Genomic DNA, 25,733 nt, shown 5'->3' with positions numbered 1-25,733 from the left:
CATCATACCTTGCGGACGGCGAGGTAGAACCAGTCACCCATGCCGATCATCGGCCCAGCCCAGGCCAGCGGGGCAAAGGCCATCGCATACGCCAGCCGCTTGGGGCTGCGTTTGAGGTCCCGCAATCTGCCGAAGGTATAATCAAGGTCGATAGCGGTGTGCTTCGTACCGAGGGGCGCAAAGCCGCGCTGTTCCAGCATGGCCGTCAGCGTCTTCACCGAGAATTGATACAGATGCCAAGGCGGTTCGATATGCGGCCAATGTCCCAGCGGCCTGGCCAGCGGTTCGGACGCACGCGGATACAATCCATCGATATTGGGCGTTGAAAGGATGAAGATCCCGCCCGGCTTGAGCAGGCGATGGGCTGCGGCGATATCGCCCGCCGGATCACGGACATGCTCGATGACATCGAACATCGTGAGAATGTCGTAGCGTTCCGCTTCCGCATCGATTGCGTGAATATCGCCGTCGGTAATCTGGAGGCCGAAATGATCGCGCGCAAATTGCGCGGATGCTGCCGAGAATTCGACGCCCGAAGCATCGAACCCCGCCTGTTTCGCCTCATGGAGAAAAAGGCCCGTCGAACAGCCGACATCGAGCAGTGTGCCGCGTGATGCCCAGCGGCGGACAAACGCCATGTGTCTGCGCGCAGTCGTCGCCATCTTGGCGTAATCGGCACTGGCTGGATCGTGCAGCGTGACGTGATAGTCATTGCCGGCCTGATACATCGCCGCGAGCTCTGCCGGTGCCGGCGGGTTGGCGATAAAGGCAAGATCGCACGACCCGCAGCGCACCAGGGTATAGCCATTTATGGACGCGACGATCTGGGCACCGGTCGATCCGCAATGATTGCATGCTGTGGCTGGCTCAGGCTGCGCCATGTCCAAGTTCCTTGAATTGTGGCATTGGTCACGAGGTCGCAGCTCGCGGTATAACCGGTAAGCCGGTGTCGTGAACATCGGGTAAACCCAGAGACGCTGGCACCCCCGGTGGTTCAAGCGATCTTAACCGTCAGCCTGTATTGCACGAGCCCTGATACCCGTTATTCCCCACCGGATCGCCCCATGCAGCCTGTCACCACCGAAATCCGCTTCCTGCTGGGGGACCGCTGCATTCTGCGGGGTCGGCGGCAGCTGATGCCTTTGGCCTATGGTCTCGATGCCATCCTGGCCAACACGCTATTGCCCCCTGCCCCGCTTCCGCCCGGCGCCGATGGCTACCGGCTGCAATCGGTTCCGGCACCCATGCTCCATCGCCTGACGTCGGATTATCCGGGCCTCATCGCGTCGCAGCCCAGCGTCTACGCGCGCCACTTCATCGACATGGGGTTGGGCCATGACGGCTATCTGGCGCAGTTCTCGTCCAAGACCCGCGCCACGCTCAAGCGCAAGTCGCGCAAGCTTGCCGATGCCGATGGCGGAACGCTCGATATCCGCAGCTATCACCGACCCGACCAGCTCGATGCCTTTTTCGATGCCGCGCTGCCGCTCTCCAGCCAGACCTATCAGGCGCGCCTGCTGGACGCCGGATTGCCCGGCCACCCGGGTTTTCACGATGAAGCCCGCAGCCTTGCATCGGCGGACAATCTGCGTGCGTACATCCTGTTCCTCGAAGGGCGTGCGATCGCCTATCTCTATCTGCCGGTGGTCAAGGACGTGCTGATCTACGCCTATCTCGGCTATGATCAGGCGATGGCGTCGCTGTCGCCAGGCACGGTGTTGCAAATGCATGCGCTGGAACAGCTGTTCGCCGAAAACCGCTTCCGCTATTTCGACTTTACCGAGGGCGATGGTCCCCACAAGGCGTTGTTCGGCACCGGTTCCGTGCCCTGCGCGACCGTGTTCCTGCTGAAGCCGACATTGGCCAACCGCGCGCTGCTCTCCGGACACCGGGCGTTCAATGCTGCGGTCGAAGGCGCGGGTGCCTGGCTGGAACGGGCCGGAGTGAAGGCGCGCGTGCGCAAGTTGCTGCGCGGCTAGCCTACGGTTTGCGCGATCAGACCGCGACGAGGGATTCGAATGCCGCCATTTCGTTGAGGAAGATCGTCGAAGCGATGCCGACCTCGTAACGGATGCGGCTGACCGCCTGCTCACCATAACGCAGCGCCGTGCGCACCAGATTGGCGGGTACCGCCGTCAGCGACGACTTGCGACGCGGGCTCAGCGCATGAAAGCCGGTGTCTTCCAGCTTGGCCTGCTCGGCAATATTGCTGCACATCGCTTCGAAACGCCGCGTCACGATCGGGTTGCAACGGGTGCGGTCGCGGCTGAGCAGTTCGAAGCTGTGGCTGACGATGGTGAAACACGGCCAGTCATGCTGCGCCGCGTGGCTCAACGCATCGCGCATTTCCCACGCGGACAAGGCGCAGAGCTGGGCGGCCCGGATGCTGCCGGGGCGATCTTCGATGAAGCTCACCGGAATGATACCCACGCCCAGATGCTCGGCAAAGGGCGGCGTTTCGGGCGGCAGGTCGATCGCGCATTCGCCCGTCAGAAAGGCAGGGTTGAAGCTGCTGTCATATTGCACGCCCAGCGTGCTGAGCGCGCGCAATGTATCGTCGTTGGCGCCGAAATTGCCGGCGCGGAAGGCCGTGGGCCGCGGGGCACCGGCGATCATCAGCAGCGCGCGGGCCTGATCGAGCAGGCGCACCTGGTCGTCGAGCGAGAAATCGGCGATGTTGCGGCCGCGCAGGTGGCTCAGTTCATGGTCGCGCGCAAACTCCAGCCATTCGGTGTGGATATGCAGTTGCACCTCGTGGCCGCGCCTGATGATCGGTTCGACGATCCGCGACACGACGGCGGGCCCGTACACCAGGGCCGGCATCGGATCGACAAAGAAGACGCCGGTCAGGCCAAAAGCTTCCAGTCGGTCCATCTGGTAAAAGATGCCGAACTCGCCATCGCGGCACTTGCCGGCGATCGAGCTGTCGAAATTCTCCTGCGCGCTCGCGCCTTCCTGGAAGAGCTTGAGCGATAACTCGGTATCGACGGTATATTGAACCTTGGTAGCCATCATCCAAACCTTATGCCCTGGGGGTTAAGACCCGCTTACCAATGTCGCAGCCGCGTGGCGGGTACAGGAAACAGTGTTACATGTCCATTCGAGGTTAATCTGGGCCTGTGCCGGTTTGGCGCACTCCTGCGGGGACCGAGCGACATACCGAGCCGCAGGAACGACCGATTCCGGCTTTATTGCTAACAGTTTTCATTTGCACAAATAATTGGGCAATGGCGTCTTTTGTTGGTTGAAATGCCCGTTCAAGCGGCCTAGGCAGGCCCGCAAGCGCGACGATTCAGACCGGGAACAGCCGGTGCGCGCCCATATCAGGTCGTGAAACGGACAAGTATATTGCCGGATTTCTGCTCAGGGAACGCACACGCACCAGGAACTTCCCCGCTTTTCCTGACAGGCAGTTTCGGCCGGAACAATTAATTTTCGGAAAGGATTGACCATGGCACGCAAGAAGATCGCGCTGATCGGCGCAGGTAACATCGGCGGTACGCTCGCGCACCTCGCGGCGCTCAAGGAACTGGGCGATGTGGTGCTGTTCGACGTGGTGGAAGGCGTGCCTCAGGGCAAGGCGCTCGATCTGTCGCAGTGCGGCCCGGTCGAAGGCTTTGACGCCAAGATCACCGGCACCAACGATTATGCCGACATCGCCGGAGCCGACGTCATCATCGTCACCGCAGGCGTTGCCCGCAAGCCCGGCATGAGCCGCGACGATCTTATCGGCATCAACCTTAAGGTCATGAAGGCCGTGGGCGAAGGCATCAAGGCCAACGCGCCGAACGCGTTCGTCATCTGCATCACCAACCCGCTGGACGCCATGGTCTGGGCGCTGCGCGAATTCTCCGGCCTGCCGCACCACATGGTCGTCGGCATGGCAGGCGTGCTCGACAGCGCGCGCTTCAGCCACTTCATCGCCGACGAATTCCAGGTGTCGGTGCGCGACGTCAACACGTTCGTGCTCGGCGGCCATGGCGACACCATGGTGCCCGTGGTTCAGTATTCGACCGTTGCCGGCATTCCCGTGCCCGACCTGATCAAGCAGGGTCGCTCGACCAAGGAGCGCATCGACGAGATCGTCAAGCGCACCCGTGGCGGCGGCGGCGAGATCGTCGCGCTGCTCAAGACCGGCTCGGCTTATTACGCGCCCGCCACCAGCGGCATCGCGATGGCAGAAGCCTATCTGTCGGACCAGAAGCGCCTGCTGCCCTGCGCGGCCTATGTCGAAGGCAAGTACGGTCTTGATGGCCTGTACGTCGGCGTTCCGGTGATCATCGGTGCCGGCGGTGTCGAGCAGATCGTCGAGATCGACCTCGATGACGAGGCCAAGGGCAACCTTCAGGTCTCGGTCGACGCGGTCAAGGAACTGCTCGACGCGTGCAAGACGCTGGACCCGAGCCTCGCCTGATGGCGGCTTCCGGTCTTCTGATCGGACTTTTCGCGCTGGCGGCGGTGCAAGACGCGCCGCCAGCCGAAAACCCCTATCCTGCGCGCGAGGTTCTCTCCGCGTTTGCGACCGCCTGCTCGGGGATCGAGAACATGGCCGTCGCCAAGGCCAGTGTCCTCGCCGCAGGCTGGCAGCCGGTTGCCGCCGATGACGCCGGGCAGCTGATGAAGCTTGTCGCATTCGGCAAGGCCAAGCTCGCCGAGAGCGATCCCGACATGAAGCTGATCGAGGGCGGCGAATATCGCATGACCGTCGCTGGCCGCGAACTGGGCGTCGTTCTGTCGGGCGTGGACCTCGAAAACATCCGGTCGCAAGGCTGCCGGCTCTATGATTTCACCGCCGCCGCTCCCATCTCTGCTGAAGACCTCGAAGGCTGGGCCGTGCGCAAGCCCAACGACACGCAGACACCCCAAGGCGGCATCATCAAGCACGTGTGGAACCCGGGGCTGAAGCCCGGCCATATGGAAATGGAAGTCAGCTTTGTCCCGCAAGGCGCTCTTGCCGCCGCCAACATCCCGATATCCGGCCTCGTCTTTACGGCCACTGCAATGGAGTTTCTGAAACCATGAGCATTCTCGTCAACAAGCACACCAAGGTGATCACGCAGGGCATGACCGGCGCGACCGGTACGTTCCACACCGAGCAGGCGCTGGCCTATGGCACGCAGATGGTCGGCGGCGTGACCCCCGGCAAGGGCGGCACCACGCATATCGGCCTGCCCAACTACAACACCGTGGCAGAGGCCAAGGCCGCGACCGGCGCGACCGCGACCTGCATCTATGTGCCGCCGCCGTTCGCAGCGGATTCGATCCTCGAGGCGATCGACGCCAAGATGGAGCTGATCGTCGCGATCACCGAAGGCATCCCCGTGCTCGACATGGTCCGCGTCAAGCGCGCCCTGGTCGGCAGCTCGTCGCGCCTGATCGGACCCAACTGCCCCGGCGTGCTGACCCCCAACGAGTGCAAGATCGGCATCATGCCCGGCAGCATCTTCAAGAAGGGCTCAGTCGGCGTCGTCTCGCGCTCGGGCACGCTGACCTATGAAGCCGTGCACCAGACCACAGCGGTGGGCCTGGGCCAGACCACGGCAGTCGGCATCGGCGGCGATCCGGTCAACGGTACCAACTTCATCGACGTGCTCGAACTGTTCCTTGCCGATGACGAGACGACCTCGATCATCATGATCGGTGAAATCGGCGGCAGCGCGGAAGAAGAAGCCGCGCAGTTCATCAAGGACGAAGCCAAGCGCGGTCGCAAGAAGCCGATGGTCGGCTTCATCGCAGGCCGCACCGCCCCCCCGGGCCGCCGCATGGGCCATGCCGGCGCGATCGTTTCGGGCGGCGAAGGCGGCGCGGAAGAAAAGATCGCGGCGATGGAAGAGGCCGGCATCCGCGTCTCCCCCTCGCCGTCGCTGCTTGGCACGACGCTTGCTGAGCTGCTCGAGACGGTGTGACATCAACTACCCCCTCTCCCTTCACGGGAGGGGGCGCACCGCGGACAGGTGCAAGGGATTGGACCGGGATTGCGAGCCATCGCGCCCCCCTCTCCCAGCTTCGATCTGGGCATCGGCTTGCCCAGGTCAGTGCAACCCTCTCCCTCGCTGGGGATAGGGGTTTTAGGGACGGCAGTTTATGACCTACGACGCATATGATTTCGATCCGGCAGAAGGCCCGCAGGCTGGCCCGAGCTGGCAGCGCAGCAACTGGCCGCTGGGCGATGGCGATGATCTGACAGCAGCACTGGACCCGATGCAGATGCAGGCAGCGGTCAAGGCGGCCGTGCGCAGCGCATCGGCAGCCGCTGGCCAGCCGGTGGATGAAGCGGCGATCGCGCGCGCAGCGGATCGCTCGATCCGCGCGATGATGCTGATCCGCACCTACCGGGTGCGCGGCCATCTCGCCGCCGATCTGGATCCGCTGGGTCTGTCGCAGCAGGAACTGCCCGCTGACCTGACGCCCGAATATCACGGCTTCACCGCTGCCGAGATGGACGAAAAGGTGTTCCTGGGCGGCACGATGGGCTTTGAAAGCGCCACCGTACGCCAGCTGATCGATACCCTGCGCGCCAATTACTGCGGCAAGGTGGGTCTCGAATATATGCACATCTCGGACGTGGAGGAGCGCCGCTTCTTCCAGGACCGGATGGAAGGCGTCGACAAGGTCATCGAGTTCACCGAGAACGGCAAGAAGGCCATCCTTTCCAAGGTGATCGAAGCAGAAACGTTCGAGAATTTCCTCGGCAAGAAGTACGTCGGCACGAAGCGCTTCGGCCTGGACGGGGGTGAATCGATGATCCCTGCGCTCGAGGCGGTGATCAAGTACGGCGGCCAGCTTGGCCTCAAGGAAATCGTCTATGGCATGCCGCATCGCGGCCGCCTGAACGTGCTCGCCAACGTGATGGCCAAGCCCTATCGCGTGATCTTCCACGAATTCTCGGGCGGCTCGTCCAACCCGGATGACGTCGCAGGCTCGGGCGATGTGAAATACCACCTCGGCACCAGCACCGACCGCGAGTTTGACGGTATCAGCGTCCATATGTCGCTGGTCCCCAACCCTTCGCACCTGGAAGCCGTCGACCCCGTCGTGCTCGGCAAGGTCCGCGCGCAGCAGGTCAACCGCGACGATCTGGCCGATCACAGCCAGGTGCTGCCGGTGCTGCTGCATGGCGATGCCGCCTTTGCCGGCCAGGGCATCGTCTGGGAGTGCCTCGGCTTCTCCGGTATCCGCGGATACAATACCGGTGGCTGCATCCACTTCATCGTCAACAACCAGATCGGTTTCACGACCAGCCCGCAGTTCGCGCGCTCGTCGCCCTATCCGTCGGACGTCGCCAAGGGCGTCCAGGCGCCGATCCTGCACGTCAACGGCGATGATCCGGAAGCGGTGACCTTTGCCTGCAAGATGGCGATCGATTTCCGCCAGCAGTTCCACCGCGACGTCGTCATCGACATGTGGTGCTACCGCCGCTTCGGCCACAACGAAGGCGACGAGCCCAGCTTCACCCAGCCGCAGATGTACGCCAAGATCCGTCAGCATCCGCGCGTCAGCAAGATCTACGGCGACCGGCTGATCGAACAGGGTGTGGTGACGCAGGACTGGATCGACGGCACCGCAACCGCGTTCTCCGACAATCTCGAACTCGAGTTCGAGGCGGGCAAGACCTACAAGGCGAACCAGGCCGACTGGTTTGCCGGTCGCTGGTCGGGCCTGCATGCGCCTGCCGACCCCGAATATGCGCGTCGCAATGTCGAAACCGGCATCGACAAGAAGCTGCTCGAAAGTCTCGGCCGCACGTTGACCGCCATTCCCGAGGGGCACGAGGTCCACAAGACCCTGCGCCGCGTCATCGATGCCAAGCGCGAGATGTTCGAAAAGGGCGAAGGCTTCGACTGGGCGACCGGCGAAGCGCTGGCGTTCGGCTCGCTGGTGTCCGAAGGCTATGCCGTCCGTCTGTCGGGCCAGGATTCCGGTCGCGGCACGTTCAGCCATCGCCACGCCGTCTGGATCGACCAGAACACCGGCGGCCGTTATCTGCCGCTCGAGCAGGTGCCGCATGGCCGGTTCGAGGTGCTCGACAGCCCCTTGTCCGAATATGGCGTGCTCGGCTTCGAGTACGGCTATGCCATGGCGGATCCGAAGACCCTGGTCCTGTGGGAAGCGCAGTTCGGCGATTTCGCCAACGGTGCGCAGATCATGATCGACCAGTTCATCGCCAGCGGCGAGGCCAAGTGGCTGCGCGCCAACGGTCTGGTGATGCTGCTGCCGCATGGCATGGAAGGCCAGGGTCCGGAACACAGCTCGGCGCGTCTCGAACGCTTCCTGCAGCTGTGCGCGGGTGACAACATGCAGGTGTGCAATATCACGACGCCTGCCAACTACTTCCACGTGTTGCGCCGCCAGATGCACCGTCCGTTCCGCAAGCCGCTGATCATCATGACGCCCAAGTCGCTGCTGCGGCACAAGATGGCGGTATCGAAGACTCAGGACTTCTGCGGCAACAGCCACTTCATGCGCATCCTCTCCGATCCGGCCCAGCCGGAGGACAAGGACATCAAGCGCCTGGTGCTGTGTTCGGGCAAGGTGGCGTTCGACCTGATGGAAGCGCGCGACGCGGCGGGTGACAAGCACACCGCGATCATCCGCCTCGAGCAGCTCTACCCCTTCCCCGGCGAGCCGCTGACCATCCGCCTCAAGCGCATGGTCAATCTGGAAGAGGTCGTCTGGGCGCAGGAAGAAGCGCGCAACAACGGCAGCTGGTTCTTCGTCGAACCGTTCATCGAGGAATGCCTGGCCGATGCCGGCGTTGCCCCCAAGCGGGCGCGCTATGCGGGCCGGATCGCGGCGGCATCGCCCGCCACCGGTCTTGCCAAGCGTCACCAGGCCGAACAGGGCGCGCTGATCGCAGACGCGCTGGGCCACGACGTCCGCGACGAAATCCGCCGCCAGCGCGGCAGCTGACCACAACTGCAACACCATATGTCGTCCGCGCACAGCCTGCGGGACCAAGATAGGGTTTGGAAAAGACAATGAGCATCGAAGTCAAAGTGCCCGTGCTGGGTGAATCGATCAGCGAAGCCACCATCGGCGAGTGGCTCAAGAAGCCCGGTGAAGCCGTGGCGGCCGACGAGCCGATCGCGAGCCTGGAAACCGACAAGGTTGCGGTGGAAGTCCCCGCCCCGTCCGCTGGCGTGATGGGCCAGCAGATGTATGCCGCAGGCGACACCGTTCAGGTCGGCGCGTTGCTGGCGATGATCGAAGCTGCGGGCAGTGCCGCAGCAGCCTCGCCGCCGGCAACGCCGGCCCCCGCCCCGGCTCCGGCGGCAGCCCCTGCCCCGGCGGCGGCCAAGGCCGACCCCGCGCCTGCCGCTGCAGTCGCGCCTTCAGGTGAGCCGGTGAGCCTGTCGCCCGCCGTGCGCCGTCTGGTGCTGGAGCATGGGCTTGACCCCACCAGCATCAAGGGCACCGGCAAGGATGGCCGCCTGACCAAGGAAGACGTGCTCGCCGCAGCTGAAACCGCCAAGGCCGCGCCCGCTCCGGCGGCCGCCCCTGCCGCCGCGCCCGCCGCCCCGGCCGTCGCCGGCCGCGAAACAGAGCGTGTGCGCATGACCCGCATCCGCCAGACAATCGCCAAGCGCCTGAAGTCCGCGCAGGACACTGCCGCGATGCTTACGACGTTCAACGATGTCGACATGACCGCGGTCATCGAAGCGCGCGCCAAGTACAAGGATCTGTTCGAAAAGAAGCACGGCATCCGCCTGGGCTTCATGGGCTTCTTCGCCAAGGCCGCTGTGCTCGCGCTCAAGGACGTTCCGTCCGTCAACGCACAGATCGAAGGCGATGAGATCGTCTATCATAACTATGCCGACATCTCGGTCGCGGTCAGCGCGCCCAACGGCCTGGTCGTCCCGGTGATCCGCAATGCCGAGACGCTGTCGTTTGCCGGCATCGAGAAGACCATCGCCGATTTCGGCAAGCGCGCCAAGGACGGCACGCTGAAGATGGACGAGATGATGGGCGGCACGTTCACCATCTCGAACGGCGGTGTGTTCGGTTCGCTGATGTCGACCCCGATCATCAACCCCCCGCAGAGCGCGGTGCTCGGTCTCCACCGCATTGACCAGCGCCCGGTCGTGATGCCCGACGGCTCGATCGCGGCCCGCCCGATGATGTATCTGGCGCTCAGCTACGACCACCGTCTGATCGATGGCCGTGAGGCTGTAACCTTCCTGGTGCGTATCAAGGAAGCGATTGAGGATCCGACGCGTCTGCTGATCGATCTGTAATTTTGGTGCGCCCCAGACTGGCGCACGATGGAGTTTGAAAATGGCTGACTATGATTTCGACGTTCTGGTGATCGGTGCCGGACCTGGCGGCTATGTGGCCGCGATCCGTGCGGCGCAGCTGGGGCTCAAGACCGCGTGCGCCGAAAGCCGCGAGACCCTGGGCGGCACCTGCCTCAACGTCGGCTGCATCCCTTCGAAGGCGATGCTGCACGCGTCCGAACTGTTCGAGGAAGCCGCCAGCGGCAAGCTCGCCAAGCTGGGCATCAAGGGATCGGTCACGCTCGATCTCGAAACCATGCACGCGCAGCGCCGTGATGCGGTCAAGGGTCTGACCGGCGGCATCGAATATCTGTTCAAGAAGAACAAGGTCGAATGGCTTAAGGGCCGCGCCGCGTTCACCGGCACCGATACCGTCGATGTCGGCGGCAAGAGCTATCGCGCCAAGAACATCGTCATCGCCACCGGTTCCTCGGTCACCCCGCTGCCCGGCATCACGGTCGACAATGACAGCCAGATCATCGTCGATTCCACCGGCGCACTCGAACTGGCCAAGGTGCCCGGCCACATGGTCGTCATCGGCGGCGGTGTCATCGGCCTCGAGCTCGGCTCGGTGTGGAAGCGCCTGGGCGCCAAGGTCACCGTGGTTGAATATCTCGACCAGATCCTGCCCGGCATGGATGGCGAAATCCGCAAGGAATCGCTCAAGGTGTTCAAGAAACAGGGCATCGAGTTCAAGCTTTCGACCAAGGTCACCGGCGCTGCCGTCGAGGGGGACAAGGCCAAGCTCACCGTCGAGCCTTCGGCGGGTGGCGCAGCCGAAACCATCGAGGCCGACGTCGTTCTCGTCTCGATCGGACGTCGTCCCAACACCGATGGTCTCGCGCTCGACAAGGCAGGTCTTGCCGTGAACGGTCGCGGTCAGGTCGAGATCGACCATGATTTCAGCACCTCGGTCCCCGGCATCTGGGCGATCGGCGATTGCGTGCCCGGCCCGATGCTCGCGCACAAGGCCGAGGACGAAGGAATTGCGGTCGCCGAGAACATTGCGGGCCTGACCGGAATCGTGAACCACGACATCATCCCGAGCGTGGTCTACACCATGCCCGAGATCGCCGGCGTGGGCCTCACCGAAGAGCAGGCCAAGGAGCGTGGCGAGATCAAGGTCGGCAAGTTCCCGATGATGGCCAACTCGCGCGCCAAGACCAACCACGAGGGCGACGGCCTGGTCAAGGTGATCGCCGACGCCAAGACCGACCGCATCCTGGGTGTCTGGATCATCGCGTCGCTCGGCGGCACGATGATCGCTCAGGCAGCCCAGGCGATGGAGTTCGGCGGCACGTCCGAAGACATCGCCTACACCTGCCACGCCCACCCGACGCACAGCGAAGCGCTCAAGGAAGCCGCCATGGCGGTGCAGGGCAAGCCGATCCATATTTGAACTGCGAACAAACCCCTCTCCCCTCCCGTTTGCGGGAGGGGAGAAGCTGCTCGCCGCAGTTCACGCGTGAAATCGCGCTGCCGTTCCTCTAAGGCCGCGGCATGACCAGCCCCCTTCCCACCGGCCCGCTGCCTGCCGCCATCGACCTCGGCATGATCCTGGGCGCACTCGACATGTTCGGGATTGCGGTGTTCGCGGCCTCGGGTGCGCTTGCGGCGGCGGCGAAGCGGCAGACGTTCGTTACCTTCACCTTCTTTGCTCTCGTCACCGGGGTCGGCGGCGGGACGGTGCGCGACCTTTTGATCGGCGCGCCGGTGTTCTGGATCGTCAATTCTTCCGTGCTGGTGGTGGTGCTAGCGGTCTCGGGCCTGCTATGGGTCACCCCCCAGCATTGGTGGCAGGGGCGAATGCTCGACTGGTTCGACGCGGTGGGCCTCGGCGCGTACGGCGTGTTCGGCGCGGCCAAGGCGATGCAGTTCGGCGTCGATCCGCTGCCTGCGGTGATGATGGGCGTGATCACAGGCTGCGTTGGCGGCATCATCCGCGATGTACTGGCGGGGGAACCGTCGATCATCCTGCGCCCCGAATTGTATGTGACCGCCGTCGCGCTGGCATCGGGCCTGTTCGTCGGGCTGAAGCTGTCGGGGGTCGAAAGCCATTATGCCGCGATCATCGGCGCGGTGGCCGGCTTCATCCTGCGCGGCCTTGCCATCCGCTACAATATCGCCCTGCCCGCCTATCGCGGCGGCGGCCGCACGGAGGATTGAACCATGGCGTTCAAGCTGCGGCGACGGATGGTGATGCGCTGGCATGTCTGGCTGGGATGGCTGGTCAGTGTGCCGCTGCTGCTGTGGACCGCATCGGGCCTGTTCATGGCAAGCTTCCCCATCGACACCATTCGCGGCGAGCATCTGAAGGCGGAGGCGCCTGCGCTGCCTGGATTTGCACCCGTGCCCCCGGTGCTGGCAGGTCGCCCGGTGCAGACGCTGACACTCGCACAGCAGGCGGGATCGCCTGTATGGCTGATAGACTATGCCGATGGCGGCAAACGCCGCGCCGATGCGCGCAACGGCAGGCTGCTGGCGATGGTCAATGCCAATGAGGCCGCGCTGATTGCCCGCTCAGCCTTTGCAGGCGACGCGCAACTGCTTGGCATTACCCGCTTTTCCGCCGAAGCGGCGCCGCTTGAGCTGCGGCGTCCACGCCCCAGCTGGCAGGTGCGCTTTGCCGACAATACGCATATCTATGTCGATGCGGAAACCGGCGCCGTGCTGGCGACGCGCAGCGCGCTGTGGCGGGCGTTCGATGTCATGTGGGGGCTGCACATCATGGATCTGCAGACGCGCGAGGACACCAACCACCCGATCCTGATCGGCTTCGCCGGGCTGGCGGTGGTATCGATCCTGATCGGGATCGTGCTGTTACCCCTGCGGCGCGCGAAGGGGCGAAGCGCGCCGCAGGGGTTGAAGCCGGGCAGCAAGGGCTGATTGACAGACCTCGCTACCCGGTAGAGCGCAGCTTATTCGGGCAGATACGGGTCTGCATCATCCCGATAGGCAAAATCGTCGTCGCCCGGCTGGGGCGGGACATAGGACGGATTGTTGGCATCGCCGAACGTCTGGCCCTGGAACGTCTGGCCGTTCGCGCCCCATGCCCCATTGGCACGGTTGAAGGTGACATAGTCGATGCGGCCAAAGCTCATGCCGCAGGTGAAGCTGTCCACGCCGCTGCGCCGCGAACCGACCAGACCCTCGACGCGCCAGCCATTGCCGTCGCGCACGACATTGTCGATGCGCTCAATCCGCGAGCCCAGGCCCGATTGCGCCACGGCGGCTGCGCCGCAACGGTCGCTCGCCGAACGAACATCGTCGTTATAGCTGACCCGGTCATCCGAATTGCGCCGTGCGCTGTTCGAAGCCGCGCTCGCGACAGCGGCGATGCCGCCCAGGATCAGCGCGCCTGCCAGAATGTCACCGCCATCGATGCCGCGATTGCGCCCACGCCAGCGGCGGTTGCCCCAGCCGCCACGCCACTGCTCGGCCTGCTCGTCGCCCTGATCCCAGGCCAGATCGCCCAGAACCGAATAGTCGCTGGCGCCATGCGCGCCTGCCGTCACGGGAGCGGCCATGGCCGGCGCAAAACCTGTGACCAGCATGGCCCCTGCTGCACCCAGACCTGTCAGTGATTTCAGCATGTTCTTGCCTTTCGTGTCAGGCGGCGCGGAGGCGCTTCAGCCCGATGATAATCTGTTTAGGCGGTTCAGCCTGTCACCAGGCTGAACCGCCCCGGAGCGTCGGAGACGCCATCCTTGCCTTAGCGGAAATTGCCGAGTCCGCTGAGACGCAGATCACGCACCCTGCCCCGATCCACAAAACAGGTGAAGCGACCGCGATCGACCCCGCCGCGCCAGCGACCGCCGTCCTCGACGACGATCCGGCCCTGCACGCGCAGGCCAAAGCGGGTGCGGTCGATATCGCGGATATCGGTGACCTGAGCGAAGCGACCGAAGCGGCGGGCCTCGAACTCGGCCGCGCGCACGCACTGGTTGACCGCGCGATCACCGCGACCGCCCCAGCCGGGGCCTCCGCCGTGCCACTGCGCCTGTGCGGGAACGGCCGCCGATACCATGGCAGCAACACCGAGCAGTGCCGCGCCGAAAACACCCTTTGCCTTTGCCATCGTCCAATTCCTTCTTTCGATCCCCCGCATCCCGCGGGGTCGAAAGACGGTTTAGCGATTCGGCGATGTGGCAAGGCTGAACTGAGGTGACAGGAATTGTTCAGGTAAAGCGCATTTTACATGAACAGATCTAGGGAGGCTTTTGAGCACCCTGAAGCATCACCGCGTCTCAGCAGGCGAAGACCGCGCAAAAGAAAACCCCGGCAGTCGCCTGCCGGGGTTTCCCGTCATTCAAAGGGCAATCAGGTGATTACAGCTTGCCGGTCAGTTCCGGCACGGCCGTGAACAGGTCCGCAACCAGGCCGATGTCCGCGACCTGGAAGATCGGGGCGTCCTCGTCCTTGTTGATCGCGATGATCGTCTTGGAGTCCTTCATGCCCGCCAGATGCTGGATCGCGCCCGAGATGCCGACCGCGACATAGACTTCCGGCGCGACGATCTTGCCGGTCTGCCCGACCTGATAGTCGTTGGGGACATAGCCTGCATCGACCGCAGCGCGCGATGCGCCGATGCCGGCGCCGAGCTTGTCTGCCAGCGGCGTGATCACTTCCTCGAACTTCTCGCCCGAGCCCAATGCACGACCACCGGAAACGATGATCTTCGCGCTGGTCAGTTCAGGACGCTCGCTCTTGGCGATTTCGGCGCTGACGAAGCTCGACAGGCCCGAGTCCGATGCGCCGCCAATGGCTTCGACCGTGCCCGAACCGCCCTCGGTCGCAGCCTTTTCGAATGCGGTGCCGCGTACGGTGATCACCAGCTTGGCGTCCGACGATTCGACGGTGGCGATCGCGTTGCCGGCATAGATCGGACGGGTGAAGGTCTTGGGGCCTTCGACCGAGAGAATGTCCGAAATCTGCATCACGTCGAGCAAAGCTGCAACGCGCGGTGCGATGTTCTTGCCGGTGGTGGTGGCAGGCGCGAGAAACGCGTCATGGCTTTCCATCAGCTTGGCGACGAGCGGGGCGACGTTTTCGGCCAGACCATGCTCGAGCGCAGCGTCATCGGCCAGGTGAACGGTGGCGATACCGGCCACCTTGGCGACCTGCTCGGCTACCGCGGCGCAGCCCTTGCCCGCGACGAGCGCGTGGACTTCACCCAGCTTGCTGGCAGCCGTGACAACCGCCAGCGTAGCATCCTTCATGACAGCATTGTCATGTTCAACCCATACGAGCGTCTTCATGCGCCAACTCCCATTTCCTTGAGCTTGCCGACCAGTGCGTCGACATCTGCCACCTTGATCCCGGCGCTGCGCACCGGCGGCTCGGTGACCTTCAGCGTGGTCAGGCGCGGCGCGATGTCCACACCATAGTCACCCGGGGTTTTCACATCGAGCGGCTTCTTCTTTGCCTTCATGATGTTGGGCAGCGAAGCATAGCGCGGCTCGTTGAGGCGAAGATCGGTGGTGACGATCGCGGGTGTCTTGATCGTGACGGTCTGCAGGCCACCATCGATTTCGCGCGCGACGGTGATGGCATCGCCTTCGACAGCCACGGTGTTGGCGAACGTTGCCTGGCCCCAGCCGAGCAGCGCGGCCAGCATCTGGCCGGTCTGGTTGCTGTCGTCATCGATCGCCTGCTTGCCCAGCAGGATCAGGCCGGGGTTCTCGTCGGCAGCCACCTTGGCGAGCAGCTTGGCAACGGCCAGCGGTTCGACGGTTTCGTCGGTTTCGATGAGGATCGCGCGATCGGCGCCCATGGCGAGCGCGGTGCGCAGCGTTTCCTGGGCCTTGGCAGGTCCGACCGAAACAACGACGACCTCGTCCGCCTTGCCGGCTTCCTTGATCCGCAGCGCTTCTTCCACCGCGATCTCGTCGAACGGGTTCATGCTCATCTTGACGTTGGCCAGGTCAACCCCGGTTCCATCCGCCTTCACGCGAGGCTTCACGTTATAGTCGATGACCCGTTTCACGGGCACGAGGATCTTCATGGCGCTTCCTTCCCTAATGATCGTGAACGCTATTTAGTTTCCGTTCACGTAAACGTCAAGTGGTGGTGTATCCGCCGCCTCACCCTCTCCCTTAACGGGAGAGGGTTGCGCAGACTTGGCGCTGCAAGCGCCTAGTCGAAGCTGGGAGAGGGTGAGTGCGCAGCATTGGCGGATGCCGCTAGCCCTCTCCAATTCCGACTAGGCGGACAAGCCACCAAGTCTCCATATCCTCTCCCGTAAAGGGAGAGGATAAGCTCAGCATCAAGCCGCCTGCTTGACCTGTGCGACGATCTTTTCAGCTGCGTCGCCCAGATTGTCGGCGCTGACGATCGGCAGACCGCTGTTCGCCAGAATGTCCTTGCCCTGCTGCACGTTGGTGCCTTCCAGACGCACGACCAAAGGCACCGAGAGGTTCACTTCCTTGGCCGCAGCGACAATGCCCTCGGCAATGATGTCGCACTTCATGATGCCACCGAAGATGTTGACCAGAATGCCCTTCACCGCCGGATCGGACAGGATGATCTTGAACGCAGCGGTCACCTTTTCCTTGCTCGCGCCGCCGCCGACGTCGAGGAAGTTGGCGGGGAACATGCCGTTGAGCTTGATGATGTCCATCGTCGCCATGGCGAGGCCCGCGCCATTGACCATGCAGCCGATGTCGCCATCGAGCTTGATATAGGCAAGATCGTACTTGGAGGCTTCGACCTCCATCGGGTCTTCCTCGGTCTCGTCGCGCAGCGCTTCGACATCGGGGTGACGATAGAGCGCATTCGAATCGAAGCTCATCTTGGTGTCGAGCACCAGCAGCTTGCCGTCCTTCGTTTCCACCAGCGGGTTGATCTCGAGCATCGCGCAGTCGAGATCCATGAACGCGGTGTAGAGCTGGCTCGCCAGTTTGGCGGCCTGCTTGTTGAGGTCGCCGGTCAGCTTGAGCGCGAACGCCACAGCGCGGCCGTGGTGCGGCATGAAGCCCTGCGCGGGATCGATGGTGATCGTGGTGATGCGCTCGGGCGTGTCGTGCGCGACGGTTTCGATGTCCATGCCGCCTTCGGTCGAGACGATCATGGCCACGCGACCGGTCTTGCGATCGACCAGCATCGAGAGATAGTATTCGGCAGCGATGTCGACGCCATCGGTGACATAGAGGCGATTGACCTGCTTGCCGGCATCGCCGGTCTGTACGGTGACCAGGGTGTTGCCCAGCATTTCACCGGCGTCATTGCGGACATCGTCGATCGACTTGGCGAGACGGACGCCGCCCTTGGCATCGGCGCCCAGTTCCTTGAACTTGCCCTTGCCGCGGCCGCCGGCGTGGATCTGCGCCTTGACGACATAGAGCGGTCCGGGGAGCTTTTCAGCGCCTGCGACAGCCTCTTCGACGGTCAGCGCAGCATGCCCGGTGGGGATGCCGATGCCGTATTTCGCGAGCAATTCCTTGGCCTGATATTCGTGGATGTTCATGAAGGATCCCATGCCTTTCTGAGCAGGCCGGGCGTTCGACTCACATGCGGTCGACACCGGGCCGTTTAAGCGGTCGATGAACGGTTGTGAGGGGCGCTAAAGCATAGACGCGGCGCAATTGAAACCCTGCAATCGCGCAGGGTGGCACGCTTTTTCGCAACTCAGTTGCGTACTGCGCAAACCAGCCCCGAAGAGCTGACCACAGCGAGGATTTCAGGGTCGCGCAAAGCGCGGGTTAGGCGCAGGAACTCACTGAAATCATTGGCCCGCTGCAGCCGACCCAATCGGCCCAGCCGTTGCAGTTGCGCCAGCGACAAGCGGTCGACCATGCGCCCCGCCATGCAGGCGGAGACCGGGCGGCTGAGCCCTGTCCTCTCCAACGCGGAACGGGTGCGCGCCTCGGGGGTCGCGCATCCGGAAAGCGCAAGGGCCGCGGCACTTGCAACCATCAGCGCGGCCAGGCGCTGCACGGTTGCAGATGCTGCGGCCCCCTTGCCCATCAGCCTTCGGTGGCGGCGTTCTGCGCGCGTTCGATTGCCTCGGTGATGATCTGCCGCGCTTCGGCAGCATCGCCCCACTTGCCCACGCGGACCCACTTTTCAGCTTCCAGATCCTTGTAGTGCGTGAAGAAGTGCTCGATCTGCGCGAACACGATGTCGGGCATGTCGTCCTTCTCGCGCACGTCTGTGTAGTAAGGGAAGGTCGCGGTGTCGGGCACGCAGACCACCTTTTCATCGCCGCCATGCTCGTCTTCCAGGTTCAGCACCGCAATCGGCCGTGCGCGCACGACAGAGCCGGGCATGAACGGCGAGCGGGCGATCACCAGCGCATCGAGCGGATCGCCATCGGGCGACAGCGTGTGCGGGATGAAGCCATAGTTGGCGGGGTAGCGCATCGGCGTGTGCAGGATGCGGTCGACGAAGAGAGCGCCCGAAGCCTTGTCGAATTCGTACTTCACCGGTTCGCCGCCGGTGGGCACTTCGATGATGACGTTCACGTTGTTCGGCGGATTCTTGCCGATCGAAATCTCTTTGATAAGCATAAGGAAGAAGGCCTCTATTATGGTGTGCCGCCGAACGGCCTGCCCGTTCTTCAGCGTTCAGCGGGTTTGCGGCGCAAGCAGCCGGTCAAGGCCCGTTTCGCCCTGCCCCGTCTTGCGGAGCGCCGGATAGCGCAACCCGCCCTTATAGGAAAGTGCGGTTTCACGGTATCTTTTGCCGCGCTTGATCAGCAGCTCGACCTTGCCGGTCGTCGCGGTGGCCGCAACCGCAGTCTTCAACGCCTCAGCGGAATAATCCCTGCCATCTATCCCGGTGATCTGATCGCCCACGGTCATGCTCGCCGCGAATGCCGGGCTGCCCCACATCACCTGGTTGATCTTGCCGTCCTTGGCGACGATCAGGCCGATCGAATGGCTCAGATCCGTGCTGCCCGATGCCGCCTCGCCCGAACGGATATAGGCGCTGGGCTCGCTGACATAGACCAGTTCATAACCACCCAGCGCGAATCCCTGCTTGGGGGATTCGGGGGTGATCTCGTACACCCGGCGCTGCAGGAAGCCCTGCCAGTCATAAGGCTGCACCGCGTTGAGTGCGGCCACGACATCTGCCAGCTCATAGGTCACCACGCCCCAGTCGCCCTCGCGCCCGCCGAAGAAGCTGCGCGCGAAATCCTGCAGCGATCTGGCATTGCCCGATTCGCGGCGGATGATCTGGTCGGCCTCCAGCCACACCATCATGCCTTCGTTGTAATAATCCTCGCTGCGCTGATAGCTCGCCCAGGCCTTGGGGCGCCGAGCGGCAATGATCGGGTCGTGCGCGGTATCGATCAGCGGCCGCCAGTTGCGCCCGGCGCGCGCGTCGAGCCCGGCGGCGATGTTGGCAAAGGCGTCCAGCGTTTCCTGATAGGTGAACAGTCCCGAGCGCGCGCCCAGCACATAGCCCCAGAACTGGGTCTGACCTTCATACACCCACAGCAGGTCATCGCGGCTGGGCTGCCGGAAATCGGGCGCCCAGATACCCTGCGGACGGCGGTGCTTGCCGTTCCAGCTGTGCGTCATCTCGTGCGGCAGCAGGTTGCGCGACCCTGGCCCCTTGGCCCATTCGGTGAAATAGCCGGTGCCCACGCCGTTCTCGCTGCTGCGATGATGTTCGATGCCGATACCGGTCAGCTCGTCGGACAGTGCCAGCAGGAAATCATAGCGGTCATAATGGCGCACGCCGAACAGATGCTCAGCCTCGGCCACCAGCTTCCTGTGCGCGTCGATCTGCTCGGGCGTGGCGGCGAGGAACTGGGCCTCGTCGGCGACGACATTGAGCGTCACCTTGTCCGAAAGCGGCCAACTCTTGAAATGCGCGCCTGCAAACATCGGGCTGTCGACCAGTGTATCGAAATCGACGCGCTCATAGGCGACCTTGCTTCCCGTGGTGCGCTTGGGCCGCATCGCGCTGCCCGCCTGCCACCCGGTGGGCCAGGTGACGATCGCATCGACCGGGATATTGCGTGCAAAATAGCCCGCGGGATACAGCGCGACGTTGTTCCAGCGCAGGTTCATCATGCTGGGGGCCACCACCACCCGGCCCTGGTTCGAGGCGGTCGGACTGACGAACTGGAAGTTGGCGACGATCTCGCGTGCGCCCTGGGGCACGCTGACGTGAAAGGCGTTCACATCGAGCGAATCGCGCTGCCAGACGAGCGGCTTGCCGCCCGCAGAAAAGGTCAGCCCCACCAGCTTCTCGATCTCGCCGCGCGGCGCGTGATTGCCCGGCAGCCATTGCGGGTAGAGCAAGGTGAACCGCCCGCTGGCCCGCGCATCGTCCGGCACGGGAATCGTCTGCTTCATCGCAAAAATCGCGCGGTCGACGTCGGTGGCGTCGACTTCCAAAGTCATCACGCCGGGAAACGCGATGTCGCGCGCTGCGGGCACGATATCGACCACCGGCTGAGGCTGCGGCGCGCTGTTCTGGGCAAGCGCGGGTACTGTCATGAGGGCGACCGCAAGGCATGCGGTGGAGAGGAAGTGACGCAAGGTAGCAGGCCCCTTTGAATATGCTGGTTTCGCCACCCTAACCGCCTGCTTCAAAAAAAAGTACCCGGCTGTTTGGCGTCACCCGAAAAAGGCGCTAATGGCGGCGGATCATGGGCAAGATCAACACACCGGGCGCGATCCGCGGCACACAGGACATCTTTGGCGAAGATCAGGAGCGGTTCGGCCATGTCGTCGACACGTTCGACCGGGTGCGCCGCCTCTACAATTTCCGCCGGGTCGAAATGCCGGTGTTCGAGGCTACAGCCGTGTTCGCCCGGTCGCTGGGTGAAACCACCGATGTGGTGTCCAAGGAAATGTACTCGTTCGATGACCGCAGCGGCGATTCGCTAACCTTGCGGCCCGAATTCACCGCCGGCCTCGCCCGCGCCTATCTGACCAACGGCTGGCAGCAATATGCGCCGCTCAAGCTGGCCACGCACGGCCCGCTGTTCCGCTACGAGCGCCCGCAAAAGGGCCGCTATCGCCAGTTCCATCAGATCGATGCCGAGATCATCGGTGCGGCCGAACCGGAGGCCGATGTCGAACTGCTGGTGATGGCAGACCAGATTCTGCGCGAGCTGGGGATCACCGAAGGCGTGACGCTGCAGCTCAACACGTTGGGCGATGCGGCCAGCCGCGATGCCTGGCGCACCGCACTCATCGCGCATTTTCAGGCGCATAAGGGCGATCTTTCGAAAGAGTCGCAGGATCGGCTGGAGCGCAACCCGTTGCGCATCCTCGACAGCAAGGAGGCACAGGACCGCCCGATTGCCGATGCCGCGCCCGATATCGATGCGTATCTGACCGAGGAAGCCGGCGCGTTCTTCGCGAAAGTGACAAATGGGCTGGATGCCGCTGGCGTCGCGTGGACCCGCAACGCCCGGCTGGTGCGCGGGCTCGACTATTATCGCCACACCGCCTTCGAATTCGTCACCGACCGGCTCGGCGCACAGGGCACCGTCCTGGGCGGCGGACGCTATGACGGGCTGATCGAGAATCTGGGCGGGCCTGCCACGCCTGCGGTCGGCTGGGCCGCCGGAATCGAGCGTCTGGCGATGCTGTGCGATGCGACCGCATTGGCCGGCGGTCTGGATGTCATCATCGCGCTGGAGGACGACCGCGCGCTCGCCGAGGCGACTGCGGCGCAGGCCAGTATGCGCAACCACGGCATATCGTGCGACATGATTGCCACCGGATCACCGCGCAAGCGCTACGACAAGGCGGCGAAGGTTAACGCCAAGGTCTTGATTTCCTTCCAGCATGATGGTGAACTTGCCAAAGCCAATATCCGCTCTGCGCCGGAAAGCGAGCTGCATGCCAAAGTTGCAGATGTGCTGAACGTTTCTGCAACCAAATGATGTCAGTAAGAATGCCGAAAGTCGCCTGCTCGCCCGCCACGTGCGGCAGGTTGGGGGAGAATGACAGATGACCCGGATTTCCGGTGAACGCATTGCGCAGATCGAGGCGCGGTTTGGCAAGATCCAAGCGCGCATGTCGTCGGGCACGCTGGACGGCGAAGAATTCGTCCAGATGGCGAAGGATTATGCCGAGCTGGAACCGGTTGCGCGTGCCGCAGCCGAAGTGCGCCGCCTGCGTGCCGAGCTGGAAGTCCTTGAAGGGCTGATGGAGGACACTGCGTCCGACCCCGAGATCGTTGCACTGGCGGTGAGCGAGTCCGCCACGATCCGTGAACGGCTGCCGACAGCGGAAAAGACGCTCGCGCTCAAGCTGCTGCCCCGCGACAGCGCCGACATGCGCCCTGCGATGCTCGAAATCCGTGCAGGGACCGGCGGCGATGAAGCCGCGCTGTTCGCGGGCGATCTGCTGCGCATGTACACCCGGTTCGCCGAGGAACAGGGCTGGAAGATCGAGATCATGTCCGCCAGCGCATCGGATGTCGGTGGCTTCAAGGAAGTGATCGCCTCGGTCAACGGTGCGGGCGTTTTTGCCAAGCTGAAATATGAAAGCGGCGTTCACCGCGTCCAGCGCATTCCCGAGACCGAAAGCGGCGGGCGGATCCACACCTCTGCCGCGACCGTCGCGGTGTTGCCCGAGCCCGAAGAGGTCGACGTGCAGATCAACGACAACGATCTGCGCATTGATGTCTATCGCGCATCGGGATCGGGCGGCCAGCACGTCAACACCACCGACAGCGCCGTCCGGATCACCCACCTGCCCTCCGGGCTGGTCGTGACCCAGCAGGATGAAAAGTCGCAGCACAAGAACAAGGCCAAGGCCCTGAAGGTTCTGGGTGCGCGCCTGTATGAGCTGGAGCGCAGCAAGGCCGCGAGTGCCGAGGCCGATGCGCGCAAGTCGATGGTCGGATCGGGCGACAGGTCCGAACGCATCCGCACCTACAACTTCCCGCAAGGGCGGGTGACCGACCACCGCATCAACCTGACGCTGCACCGGCTCGAGGAAATTCTGGCAGGCGAAGCCCTGGGCGATCTCATCGCCGCGCTCACCGCGCAGGATCAGGCCAGCCGCCTTGCCAACATGGAGATGGCGGGGTGAGGCCACCGGTCTCGCGTCCGTCAGCCTTTCCGTGACGATCGCAGATGCATTGCGCGACGCAGCGCATAGACTTGCCGAAATATCCGATACGCCCAGGCTCGATGCCGAACTGCTGATGGCCGATGCCCTGGGCACGGATCGCGGCGCGTTGCTGCTCCACCGGATGCGCGACGACGTGCCGTCCGGCTTTGCCGCGCTGCTCGATCGCCGCCTGAACCATGAGCCAGTCGCCTATATCACCGGACGACAGGATTTCTGGACGCTGACGCTGGGCGTGTCTCCCGCGGTGCTGATCCCCCGCTCCGACAGCGAGACATTGATCGAGGCAGCGATCGCCGCGTTCCCGGATGACGCACCGGCGCGCATCCTGGATCTGGGCACCGGCTCGGGCGCGCTGCTGCTGGCCGCGCTTTCGCACTGGCCACAGGCAGACGGCGTGGGCGTGGATGCGAGCAAGCCCGCCCTCGCCGTCGCACGCGACAACGCCCAGTCCTGCGGCCTGTCTGATCGCGCGCGCATCCTGCACGCCGATTGGCGGGTGCCCGGCTGGTGCGATGGGATCGGCGGCCTCTTCGATCTTGTCCTGGCCAACCCGCCCTATATCGAAACCGATGCTGCGCTCGCCCGCCAGGTGCATGCGCACGAACCCCATGGCGCGCTGTTCGCCGGTGCAGACGGGCTGGATGATTACCGCATCCTCATCCCCGCCCTTGCAGCCTTGCTGGCACCGGGCGGCGTGGCGATCTTCGAGATCGGCGCGACCCAGCGGCTCGATGTGACCGCGCTGGCAGAGGCGGACGGCTATGACGTGGAGTGCCGACAGGATCTCGCGGGGCACGACCGCGCACTGATCTTGCGTGCGCAGCGCCCGGCCTGATATTTCGCTTGGCAAGCCCTTGGTGAGCCGCTACCACCCATTCAGCAAGAGAGGTGATGCTAGGCACTAGGCCCATCACGCTTGCTAACCCCAATCATCTATTTCGGGCAGCTTGATAGGGCCACTCAAAGCGGATGAAAGGCTTGGGACGCGCGGCGCGCCTTTGGGCGACGGGCCGCACGGACGCGCAGAGGACACGCAGGCAACTTGCGACTGATAAGGAAGCGTCAACGTTGAACAACAATCGTGGAACGAGCCGTCGTCGCGGCCGTGGCAATAACCGTCCGCAGCCCAGTGGCCGCAGCGGGGGCATGGATCAGGGCAACCGGATCGACAGCCGGGCGCGCGGCAACGCGACGCAAATGCTCGAGAAATACAAGAAAATGGCGCACGATGCGCAGATGAACGGTGACCGCGTGGCCACCGAATATTATCTGCAATTTGCCGATCACTATTTCCGCGTGCTGGCCGACAACCGCGCCCGTCAGGACGAATATCGCCGTCCTCGCGAAGAGCAGGGACGCGACAACGGCAGCGATTATGCCGATGACGACGACGATATCGGTTTCAATTCAGGCCCCAGCCAGCGCAACTATTCGCAGGACCAGTCCGACGAGGCATCCGCCCGCAGCGGTCAGGATGACGACGGCGACGATCAGGACGACAACCGCGGCAATCGCGGCAATGGCCAGGGTCAGCAGCGCAACGAAGGTCGCCAGAACGACAACCGCCAGAACGACAACCGTCAGAACGAGGGACGGCGCGAGCGTCGGCCGCGTGAAGACAATCAGGATCGGCAGAACCAGGACCGTTCGGGCCAGGATCGGCAGAACCAGGACCGCCAGAACCGTCCGCGTGGCGATCGTCAGGAACAGGCACCCCGGGCTGCTGCGCCCGCACCGGCGCCCGCACCTGCACCTGGCGCTGTCGATACGGCGGGTGAAACCGATCAGGCCAGCCAGCCCCGTCGCACCCTGCGCGGTCGCGGACGTCCGCCCCGTGCCGCCGAAGCCGAAGGCAGCAATGCGCTCGATCCGATGATCCTGCCGCCCGCGATCGGTGTGGCGAGCGAAGACAAGGTCGAGGCCGAAGCGCCGAAGCCCAAGCGCCGTGCCGCACCGCGCCGCAAGGCTGCGGAATCGGGCGACGTCGAGGCCGCTGCCGCAGAATGATGAACTGGTCCTGCGCCACCGGCGCGGGACCCAAACGAAAAGGGGTGCGATCCATATCCGGATCGCACCCCTTTTCCTTGGCCCAAGGGCCTTCCCGTCAGTAGCGCTGCTGGCGCTCGTACAGATCGCGATAATGCTGGATGCGGGTCACCCGCAGCCCAGGCATTCCCGAACGGTCGACCGCCCGCTGCCACGAGGCGAACTCTTCCAGCGTGAGGTCATAGCGTTCGCACACCTCATCGATGGTCAGCAATCCGCCGTTGACCGCCGCGACGACCTCAGCCTTGCGCCGAACCACCCAGCGCTTGGTTCCCGGCGCCGGAAGGTTGGCAAGAGTCAGGGGTTCGCCGAGCGGACCAATGACCTGTGCCGGTTTGATTTTCTGATTTTCGATCATCACGTC

General features: G+C 63.9%; 24 protein-coding genes. 13 read left to right on the top strand and 11 right to left on the bottom strand.

Going from position 1 to position 25,733, the window contains the following annotated elements:
* Nucleotides 1-2: 2 nt before the first annotated feature.
* Complete coding sequence (locus LI72_RS18840; RefSeq protein WP_052129403.1) at nt 3-881, bottom strand: class I SAM-dependent methyltransferase; 879 nt, start codon at nt 879-881, stop codon at nt 3-5.
* Nucleotides 882-1,064: 183 nt separating this feature from the next.
* Between LI72_RS18840 and LI72_RS02160 the strand changes: the two genes are divergently transcribed.
* On the top strand, nt 1,065-1,979 hold the full coding sequence (locus LI72_RS02160; protein WP_033924178.1) for a GNAT family N-acetyltransferase: 915 nt from the start codon (nt 1,065-1,067) through the stop codon (nt 1,977-1,979).
* 16 nt (nt 1,980-1,995) lie between these two features.
* Here the strand turns inward: LI72_RS02160 and LI72_RS02155 are convergent, their stop codons facing one another.
* Nucleotides 1,996-3,012 carry a polysaccharide deacetylase family protein gene (locus LI72_RS02155; protein ID WP_197051766.1) on the bottom strand — a complete coding sequence of 339 codons (1,017 nt, stop codon included), beginning with the start codon at nt 3,010-3,012 and terminating at the stop codon, nt 1,996-1,998.
* Between the two features lie 439 nt (nt 3,013-3,451).
* On the opposite strand from LI72_RS02155, the gene mdh reads away from it, so the two are divergent.
* From mdh to LI72_RS02115, 8 genes are all read left to right on the top strand, one after another.
* Nucleotides 3,452-4,414 (top strand): malate dehydrogenase, encoded by a 963-nt coding sequence (gene mdh, locus LI72_RS02150; protein WP_017670558.1) that lies wholly within the window; start codon nt 3,452-3,454, stop codon nt 4,412-4,414.
* Complete coding sequence (locus LI72_RS02145) at nt 4,414-5,022, top strand: hypothetical protein (RefSeq protein ID WP_033924177.1); 609 nt, start codon at nt 4,414-4,416, stop codon at nt 5,020-5,022. Before mdh ends, LI72_RS02145 begins: the two co-directional genes overlap by 1 nt.
* A complete protein-coding gene (sucD, locus tag LI72_RS02140) occupies nt 5,019-5,906 on the top strand; it encodes a succinate--CoA ligase subunit alpha (RefSeq protein WP_033924176.1) in 888 nt (295 codons plus the stop codon). The genes LI72_RS02145 and sucD overlap by 4 nt, the downstream gene beginning before the upstream one ends.
* 178 nt (nt 5,907-6,084) lie before the next feature.
* The gene (locus LI72_RS02135) at nt 6,085-8,910 is read left to right on the top strand and encodes a 2-oxoglutarate dehydrogenase E1 component (RefSeq protein ID WP_033924175.1); all 2,826 of its coding nucleotides are present in this window, start codon (nt 6,085-6,087) and stop codon (nt 8,908-8,910) included.
* 68 nt (nt 8,911-8,978) lie between these two features.
* On the top strand, nt 8,979-10,235 hold the full coding sequence (odhB, locus tag LI72_RS02130; RefSeq protein WP_033924174.1) for a 2-oxoglutarate dehydrogenase complex dihydrolipoyllysine-residue succinyltransferase: 1,257 nt from the start codon (nt 8,979-8,981) through the stop codon (nt 10,233-10,235).
* A gap of 40 nt (nt 10,236-10,275) precedes the next feature.
* Entirely contained in the window at nt 10,276-11,673 is a 1,398-nt protein-coding gene (gene lpdA / locus LI72_RS02125; protein ID WP_033924173.1) for a dihydrolipoyl dehydrogenase, read from the top strand.
* Between the two features lie 101 nt (nt 11,674-11,774).
* A complete protein-coding gene (locus LI72_RS02120; RefSeq protein ID WP_033924172.1) occupies nt 11,775-12,440 on the top strand; it encodes a trimeric intracellular cation channel family protein in 666 nt (221 codons plus the stop codon).
* Between the two features lie 3 nt (nt 12,441-12,443).
* Nucleotides 12,444-13,160 carry a PepSY domain-containing protein gene (locus LI72_RS02115; protein ID WP_033924171.1) on the top strand — a complete coding sequence of 239 codons (717 nt, stop codon included), beginning with the start codon at nt 12,444-12,446 and terminating at the stop codon, nt 13,158-13,160.
* Nucleotides 13,161-13,192: 32 nt separating this feature from the next.
* Here LI72_RS02115 and LI72_RS18835 read toward each other — a convergent pair whose 3' ends face one another.
* The 8 genes from LI72_RS18835 to LI72_RS02075 all read right to left on the bottom strand — a co-directional run bounded on the left by LI72_RS18835 (nt 13,193) and on the right by LI72_RS02075 (nt 20,725).
* Nucleotides 13,193-13,867, bottom strand: a complete 675-nt coding sequence (locus LI72_RS18835; RefSeq protein WP_156139437.1) for a hypothetical protein — start codon at nt 13,865-13,867, stop codon at nt 13,193-13,195.
* Between the two features lie 119 nt (nt 13,868-13,986).
* Nucleotides 13,987-14,352, bottom strand: coding sequence for a hypothetical protein (locus LI72_RS02105; RefSeq protein ID WP_052129401.1), 366 nt, complete (start codon nt 14,350-14,352; stop codon nt 13,987-13,989).
* A 250-nt stretch (nt 14,353-14,602) separates the two neighbouring features.
* Nucleotides 14,603-15,532: an electron transfer flavoprotein subunit alpha/FixB family protein gene (locus LI72_RS02100; protein WP_033924170.1), complete on the bottom strand. Its 930-nt coding sequence runs from the start codon at nt 15,530-15,532 to the stop codon at nt 14,603-14,605.
* Nucleotides 15,529-16,278, bottom strand: coding sequence for an electron transfer flavoprotein subunit beta/FixA family protein (locus tag LI72_RS02095; RefSeq protein WP_033924169.1), 750 nt, complete (start codon nt 16,276-16,278; stop codon nt 15,529-15,531). The genes LI72_RS02100 and LI72_RS02095 overlap by 4 nt, the downstream gene beginning before the upstream one ends.
* 261 nt (nt 16,279-16,539) lie before the next feature.
* Nucleotides 16,540-17,739: an ADP-forming succinate--CoA ligase subunit beta gene (gene sucC / locus LI72_RS02090; RefSeq protein ID WP_033924348.1), complete on the bottom strand. Its 1,200-nt coding sequence runs from the start codon at nt 17,737-17,739 to the stop codon at nt 16,540-16,542.
* 161 nt (nt 17,740-17,900) lie between these two features.
* The gene (locus LI72_RS02085; RefSeq protein ID WP_331377888.1) at nt 17,901-18,209 is read right to left on the bottom strand and encodes a hypothetical protein; all 309 of its coding nucleotides are present in this window, start codon (nt 18,207-18,209) and stop codon (nt 17,901-17,903) included.
* Nucleotides 18,210-18,238: 29 nt separating this feature from the next.
* On the bottom strand, nt 18,239-18,781 hold the full coding sequence (gene ppa / locus LI72_RS02080) for an inorganic diphosphatase (protein WP_033924168.1): 543 nt from the start codon (nt 18,779-18,781) through the stop codon (nt 18,239-18,241).
* A gap of 57 nt (nt 18,782-18,838) precedes the next feature.
* Complete coding sequence (locus LI72_RS02075) at nt 18,839-20,725, bottom strand: M61 family metallopeptidase (protein ID WP_033924167.1); 1,887 nt, start codon at nt 20,723-20,725, stop codon at nt 18,839-18,841.
* 152 nt (nt 20,726-20,877) lie between these two features.
* Here LI72_RS02075 and hisS point away from each other — a divergent pair, with 152 nt between their 5' ends.
* The 4 genes from hisS (at nt 20,878) to LI72_RS02055 (ending at nt 25,330) form a co-directional block, all read left to right on the top strand.
* The gene (gene hisS / locus LI72_RS02070; RefSeq protein ID WP_033924166.1) at nt 20,878-22,125 is read left to right on the top strand and encodes a histidine--tRNA ligase; all 1,248 of its coding nucleotides are present in this window, start codon (nt 20,878-20,880) and stop codon (nt 22,123-22,125) included.
* Nucleotides 22,126-22,192: 67 nt separating this feature from the next.
* Nucleotides 22,193-23,281 carry a peptide chain release factor 1 gene (gene prfA / locus LI72_RS02065; RefSeq protein ID WP_033924165.1) on the top strand — a complete coding sequence of 363 codons (1,089 nt, stop codon included), beginning with the start codon at nt 22,193-22,195 and terminating at the stop codon, nt 23,279-23,281.
* Nucleotides 23,282-23,312: 31 nt separating this feature from the next.
* Nucleotides 23,313-24,158 carry a peptide chain release factor N(5)-glutamine methyltransferase gene (gene prmC, locus LI72_RS02060; RefSeq protein WP_033924164.1) on the top strand — a complete coding sequence of 282 codons (846 nt, stop codon included), beginning with the start codon at nt 23,313-23,315 and terminating at the stop codon, nt 24,156-24,158.
* Between the two features lie 233 nt (nt 24,159-24,391).
* Nucleotides 24,392-25,330: a DUF4167 domain-containing protein gene (locus tag LI72_RS02055; RefSeq protein WP_033924163.1), complete on the top strand. Its 939-nt coding sequence runs from the start codon at nt 24,392-24,394 to the stop codon at nt 25,328-25,330.
* A 97-nt stretch (nt 25,331-25,427) separates the two neighbouring features.
* On the opposite strand, the gene sciP is transcribed toward LI72_RS02055, so the two are convergent.
* Entirely contained in the window at nt 25,428-25,727 is a 300-nt protein-coding gene (gene sciP, locus LI72_RS02050; protein ID WP_033924162.1) for a CtrA inhibitor SciP, read from the bottom strand.
* Nucleotides 25,728-25,733: the final 6 nt, after the last annotated feature.

Source organism: Sphingomonas sp. 35-24ZXX, from assembly GCF_000786215.1.
Taxonomy (GTDB): Bacteria; Pseudomonadota; Alphaproteobacteria; order Sphingomonadales; family Sphingomonadaceae; genus Blastomonas.
This window is presented reverse-complemented; position numbering and strand designations above follow the sequence as displayed.

Coding starts and splice junctions, on each gene's coding strand:
- LI72_RS18840 (WP_052129403.1), bottom strand. CDS start 881: ATGGCGCAGCCTGAGCCAGCCACAGCATGCAATCATTGCGGATCGACC.
- LI72_RS02160 (WP_033924178.1), top strand. CDS start 1,065: ATGCAGCCTGTCACCACCGAAATCCGCTTCCTGCTGGGGGACCGCTGC.
- LI72_RS02155 (WP_197051766.1), bottom strand. CDS start 3,012: ATGGCTACCAAGGTTCAATATACCGTCGATACCGAGTTATCGCTCAAG.
- mdh (WP_017670558.1), top strand. CDS start 3,452: ATGGCACGCAAGAAGATCGCGCTGATCGGCGCAGGTAACATCGGCGGT.
- LI72_RS02145 (WP_033924177.1), top strand. CDS start 4,414: ATGGCGGCTTCCGGTCTTCTGATCGGACTTTTCGCGCTGGCGGCGGTG.
- sucD (WP_033924176.1), top strand. CDS start 5,019: ATGAGCATTCTCGTCAACAAGCACACCAAGGTGATCACGCAGGGCATG.
- LI72_RS02135 (WP_033924175.1), top strand. CDS start 6,085: ATGACCTACGACGCATATGATTTCGATCCGGCAGAAGGCCCGCAGGCT.
- odhB (WP_033924174.1), top strand. CDS start 8,979: ATGAGCATCGAAGTCAAAGTGCCCGTGCTGGGTGAATCGATCAGCGAA.
- lpdA (WP_033924173.1), top strand. CDS start 10,276: ATGGCTGACTATGATTTCGACGTTCTGGTGATCGGTGCCGGACCTGGC.
- LI72_RS02120 (WP_033924172.1), top strand. CDS start 11,775: ATGACCAGCCCCCTTCCCACCGGCCCGCTGCCTGCCGCCATCGACCTC.
- LI72_RS02115 (WP_033924171.1), top strand. CDS start 12,444: ATGGCGTTCAAGCTGCGGCGACGGATGGTGATGCGCTGGCATGTCTGG.
- LI72_RS18835 (WP_156139437.1), bottom strand. CDS start 13,867: ATGCTGAAATCACTGACAGGTCTGGGTGCAGCAGGGGCCATGCTGGTC.
- LI72_RS02105 (WP_052129401.1), bottom strand. CDS start 14,352: ATGGCAAAGGCAAAGGGTGTTTTCGGCGCGGCACTGCTCGGTGTTGCT.
- LI72_RS02100 (WP_033924170.1), bottom strand. CDS start 15,532: ATGAAGACGCTCGTATGGGTTGAACATGACAATGCTGTCATGAAGGAT.
- LI72_RS02095 (WP_033924169.1), bottom strand. CDS start 16,278: ATGAAGATCCTCGTGCCCGTGAAACGGGTCATCGACTATAACGTGAAG.
- sucC (WP_033924348.1), bottom strand. CDS start 17,739: ATGAACATCCACGAATATCAGGCCAAGGAATTGCTCGCGAAATACGGC.
- ppa (WP_033924168.1), bottom strand. CDS start 18,781: ATGCTTATCAAAGAGATTTCGATCGGCAAGAATCCGCCGAACAACGTG.
- LI72_RS02075 (WP_033924167.1), bottom strand. CDS start 20,725: ATGACAGTACCCGCGCTTGCCCAGAACAGCGCGCCGCAGCCTCAGCCG.
- hisS (WP_033924166.1), top strand. CDS start 20,878: ATGGGCAAGATCAACACACCGGGCGCGATCCGCGGCACACAGGACATC.
- prfA (WP_033924165.1), top strand. CDS start 22,193: ATGACCCGGATTTCCGGTGAACGCATTGCGCAGATCGAGGCGCGGTTT.
- sciP (WP_033924162.1), bottom strand. CDS start 25,727: ATGATCGAAAATCAGAAAATCAAACCGGCACAGGTCATTGGTCCGCTC.